Consider the following 4399-nt stretch of genomic DNA (forward strand, 5'->3'; position numbering starts at 1 on the left):
CACCTACTCCGGAGGTGACGAATGACCAAGCGCGCAAGACCAACAAGCCCGCGCCCGACCATCCCTGGCGCAAGCAGGGAACCTTTCGCCGGACATTTCTAAATCAACCAGACCCCGGACTTTTCTAAATCAACGCGACACACCCGGCAGACGAAAGGCTTTCGGGCGAGGAGGCGAGCCGGGAGATGCACGGCGGCGCGGCGGCGTCCCTCAACCGCGTCTGCCGATGCAAACGCAGAAGCGCGCCGGCGGATGCGGGCGCGCTTCGTCGTGTTCGGGAGATGCGGGCTGCCGCTTCGGCTCAGAAGCTCTTGACCAGCTCCACGGCCACGCCGGCCTGCTGCGTCCACTCGGGGCGCGGGCCCACCTGGATGCGCACGTGCATGTCCAGCCGGTTGAGCAGCTTCTCCAGGCGCTCCTGGCTGAAGCCCTCCACCTTGGCGTTGGCGAGCTTCGAGAAGTCCGGCTGGCCGATGTCCAGGAGGTCGGCGGCGGCCTTCTGCTTGAGACCGCGGCGCTTGCACTCCTGGACGATCAGGAATGCCAGGTCCACGCGGGCGCGGTACTCGTCGGGGTTGGGAAGACCGAGACGCTCGAAGAGATCGTCACGGATTACGGGCCCGATGGAATTTTCGCTCATGGGAGATCTCCTTTGTGCAGTAGCGCCGCTGATAGTCTTCCCTGGCCGCCTTCAGCCGGGCTTCGATGGTGTTGATGTCCGGCTTGGGCGTCCCGATCCCCGACGTGCTCTTCTTCTTGAAGACGTGCAGCAGGTACACGCATTCCGGAAAGTCGGCCACGTAGGCGGCGCGGTACGTGTCGCGGTCGAAGTCCTCGACCAGCTTCATCACCTCGCGCGAGACGCCCTCGCGGAACGGCCGCGCCTCGGAGGGATGCCCGCCGTTCTGCACGAACCGCAGCGCAGCCCCGAACCTTCCTCTCACCGCTTCCGGCATGCCCGTCAGGTCGTCCAGCGCAGAGCCGATGGGCACCAGATCCTTCGATTTCGGTAGACGCATGATCAATATGGTTGAATGACCATAATAAGGCAAGACCCTCTCCACAAGATCCATCGAACCGCGGGAGAACAGGTACGGCAGGACTGCGGACGTGCATCTTACAGCGCCAAAGGAGCCGGCACAAGGTGGACGGTGTTTACACACGAGCCGGATGGGAATCCCACGGCAGTTGAGTGGCTTCAGGCGAGCGGGAGAGATTCGAGGGCGGCGACGGCGGCGCGGAAGACAGCGCCGTTCTCGTCGCACGTCGGGTCGTACGATGCGACGCCGAGCGCGGCGAGACGGCCCGTCGCGGCGACCGTCGCGACCGCATCCGCAAGCTCGGCGGCGGTGAGGCCGCCTGGTACGGCGTAGGAGTTCGCGCGGCCGACGGACGTGTCGAGGACGTCCAGGTCGAGGTGGAGGTAGATGCGCTCCGAGTCTCTCGCGAGACGTTCGACGGCTTCGCGGAGAGCGCCCGTACGGATCGCTTCGGTGGAGAGATGGGTGATGAGGGAGGTTTGCAGCAACTCGCGCTCACCGGGGTCGAGGTCGCGCGCGGCGAGGACGATGCGCTGCTCCGCCACGGGTGTGAAGCCGGGGATGCGCGCGGCGGGTCCGCGCCAGCAGCGGCCGGCGAGCGTGGCGAGGCACATGCCGTCCAGGAACCCGCTCGCGCTCGTCTCGGGCGTGTTGAGGTCGCCGTGTGCGTCCAGCCAGACGACGCCGAGACCGCCGGTGCCGACGCCCGCCGCAGTACCGATGGCGCTGCCGCAGTTGCCGCTCAGGACGAGCGGGAAGCGCCCCGCATCCACCGCCGCGCGGACGCGTTCCGACAGGCGGGCGTGAAGCGCGAAGGTGGTCGCGATCTCGGTCGGGAACGGCGCGTCGGTCTCCACGTACTCCGCCTTCACGTCGTGGCCAAGGGCGCGGAGGGTGCTCGCCAGGCCATGGCGCAGCAGGTGGTCCGGCCCACGGCCGAAGCGCTCGTCCCGGTGGCCGGAGTCGTACGGGACGAGCAGCGCCTGGACTTTCACGGGCGGGTAGTGCCCGGCAGCGCGCCCGTGAACCGCGCGACGCGTCCGCCCGCGCCCACGGCCCAGCCCGCGTCCGGCGCCGCGAAGCCGACCGCGTGGAAGCCGGCCGTGTCGATGGGCATCCACGTCGCTCCATCATCTACCGACCAGCTCGATCCGCCTGGCCCCACCGCAACCACCGTGGGACGGCGCGCGCCCGGGACGTAGACGACGCCCTCGCGCACGCCGGGCGGCATCACCCGTCCGCCGGCCATCCACGTGCGGCCGCCGTCGGTGCTGCGGGCCGCGTCGCCGCCCTCACGCTCGCGGCGGTAGTCGCCGCCCACGGCCACGCCCGTGCCCCCGTCGCGGAAGGCGGCCGAGAACGCGCCGGAAGTCTCGTTGCCCGCGAACGGCAGCTCGGCCACGCTCCACGTACGCCCGCGGTCGGGCGTGTGGAGCACGCGCGCGACGCGGCCGCCGCCCGTGGCGATCCACGCGTCGGACGAGCCGTGGACGCTGACCGCGGTGCCGCTCGCCGCGAACGCCGCCTCGCCCGCCAGCGGAGCGGGGATGCTCTCCGGCGGCACGCGCGTCCAGGTCCGACCGCCATCTCCCGTGGTGACGATGAGGAAGTGGCCGTCCACGGGGTCGCTGAACGCGATGCCGTTGCGCGCGTCCCAGAACGCCATGCCGTCGAAGAAGGCGGCGGGCGCATCTTCCGTGTGCACCACGGTCCAGCGCCGTCCGCCATCTTCCGTGCGGTAGATGCGCGCCGGCTGCCCCGCCGTGAGCAGCACCGCCGTGCGCTCATCGAACGCTTGCACGTCGCGGAAGTCGAGCTTCGAGGCGCCCGGAACCGTGTCCGCGCGCCACGTAGCGCCGCCATCTACCGTGCGCAGGAACGTGCCGCCGCTGCCGCTGGCCCACGCCACGTCGCGGCTCACCACGCTCAAGCCGCGTAGCGACGCGGTGGTGCCGCTGGTCTGCATCGTCCACCCAAAGCCAGCGGAGGGCGACGGCTGTGCGGCGGGCGCGGCGCAGGAGGACAGCAGCGGAAGCGCGGCGATGAGAGAGCTTCGGGAGATGCGCATGTGCGGACGGAGTGTGAGGATGGAACGACTGGGCGGGTCAGAGGAGCGAGCCCTGAAGCGGTTCGAGAGTCTCCACGGCGTCGCCGATGGTGATCCAGCCTTCGCGGAGGACGCGGGCGTAGACGCGCGAGTCGCCGGGCGCGGCTTTCTGCGAGATGCGGTTGAAGCGCCCGTCGGCGAACGAGCCCGCGATGTTCTTGCACGGCACCGTGTAGGTGGTCACCTCCACCTCCGCTTCTGCTCCCAGGCGCAGGCGGACGCCCGGACGCACGAGAGGCCAGTCGATGCCGCTGACGGTGACGTTCTCGCCCGTGGTGCCGGGGGCGATGGGGTGACCCTCGGTGCGCAGGCGGCCGATCACCTCCAGCGAGTACAGGCAGACGGCGCGGTTGGGGCCGCCGTGGAAGAGCCGGTTCTTCTGCCGGTCGCCCACGATGCCGGCCTGCGTGACGAGCGCCTGGTGCACGGGCAGCTTGGGCACGCCGCCGTCGCTGGTGCTGATCTGGTGGATGATGCCCGCCAACTCGCCCTCGCGCCATGGGTGGCGATGCGCGGCGATTCGGCCGCCGTGCATCTACCGAAAAGAGCACGCCGCGGGCCGGAGTGCAACGCGGCGAAGGGCGCCCGCGCAACCCGGCACGGGCGCCCTTCGTCCGCCGTCGATCCGCCGCCGCGTCAGGTGGATGGCGACGCGGTGGAGGCCACGTCCGCGTCGATGTTGATGCTGACGCCGCCGTACGTCTCCGTCGTGTCCAGCCGCCCCTGCCAGACAGAGGCGAAGCTGAACCCGGAGTCGGTGGGCGGCCGCGTGAGGTCGAAGTTGAGCGTGGACGACACCCAGAACCGAGGCGTGCCGCCACGCCCGCTGCTCGCGTATACGTCACGGGCGGTGTTGAAGAGCGTCGTGGCGTTCGTCCGGTGGCAGTAGACGCCCGGCGCGTAGCGGCCGTCCGCCAGCACGCGCCCGATCCAGGCGCGGTAGTACGCGTCGAGCGCGGCGGAGACGGCGGTCACGGGCTCCACGTCCAGGAAGATGACGGTGCCGTTCGCGAATCCCTCCGCCTGCACGCGGGCGATGGCGTCGTTCGCGTCCGCCGTGCCGCGCGCGGCCGTAAGCAGCGAGGCCGAGCAGGTGGGCACCGTCTGCGCGCCCACCTCGGCGGCGGGGATGCGCTGGAGCGCCGCGCCGAAGTCCTGCTGCCCCACGTACAGCACGCCGAAGCCCCAGCCCTGCGCGGCCAGCGTGGCGCGCTTGCCGGACCACGTCACGTCGCGGTGACAGGGCGCGGGG

General features: G+C 70.6%; 6 protein-coding genes. All 6 read right to left on the bottom strand.

Annotated elements, in window-relative coordinates:
- Positions 1–301: 301 nt before the first annotated feature.
- Positions 302–640 (bottom strand): helix-turn-helix transcriptional regulator, encoded by a 339-nt coding sequence (locus tag VFE05_16355; GenBank protein HET6231647.1) that lies wholly within the window; start codon positions 638–640, stop codon positions 302–304.
- On the bottom strand, positions 606–992 hold the full coding sequence (locus tag VFE05_16360) for a type II toxin-antitoxin system RelE/ParE family toxin (GenBank protein HET6231648.1): 387 nt from the start codon (positions 990–992) through the stop codon (positions 606–608). The genes VFE05_16355 and VFE05_16360 overlap by 35 nt, the downstream gene beginning before the upstream one ends.
- Before the next feature lie 206 nt (positions 993–1198).
- The gene (locus tag VFE05_16365) at positions 1199–2035 is read right to left on the bottom strand and encodes an arginase family protein (GenBank protein HET6231649.1); all 837 of its coding nucleotides are present in this window, start codon (positions 2033–2035) and stop codon (positions 1199–1201) included.
- Positions 2032–3006 (bottom strand): YCF48-related protein, encoded by a 975-nt coding sequence (locus VFE05_16370; protein HET6231650.1) that lies wholly within the window; start codon positions 3004–3006, stop codon positions 2032–2034. Before VFE05_16370 ends, VFE05_16365 begins: the two co-directional genes overlap by 4 nt.
- A gap of 139 nt (positions 3007–3145) precedes the next feature.
- Complete coding sequence (locus VFE05_16375) at positions 3146–3631, bottom strand: MOSC domain-containing protein (protein HET6231651.1); 486 nt, start codon at positions 3629–3631, stop codon at positions 3146–3148.
- A 152-nt stretch (positions 3632–3783) separates the two neighbouring features.
- Positions 3784–4399: glycoside hydrolase domain-containing protein (locus tag VFE05_16380; protein ID HET6231652.1), on the bottom strand; the 616-nt coding region annotated here is incomplete at its 5' end.

The organism is Longimicrobiaceae bacterium, from assembly GCA_035696245.1.
Lineage (GTDB): Bacteria > Gemmatimonadota > Gemmatimonadetes > Longimicrobiales > Longimicrobiaceae > DASRQW01.

Bases quoted from the DNA above. Each gene is read 5' to 3' on its own strand.
- VFE05_16355 (HET6231647.1), bottom strand. From the start codon at position 640: ATGAGCGAAAATTCCATCGGGCCCGTAATCCGTGACGATCTCTTCGAG.
- VFE05_16370 (HET6231650.1), bottom strand. From the start codon at position 3,006: ATGCAGACCAGCGGCACCACCGCGTCGCTACGCGGCTTGAGCGTGGTG.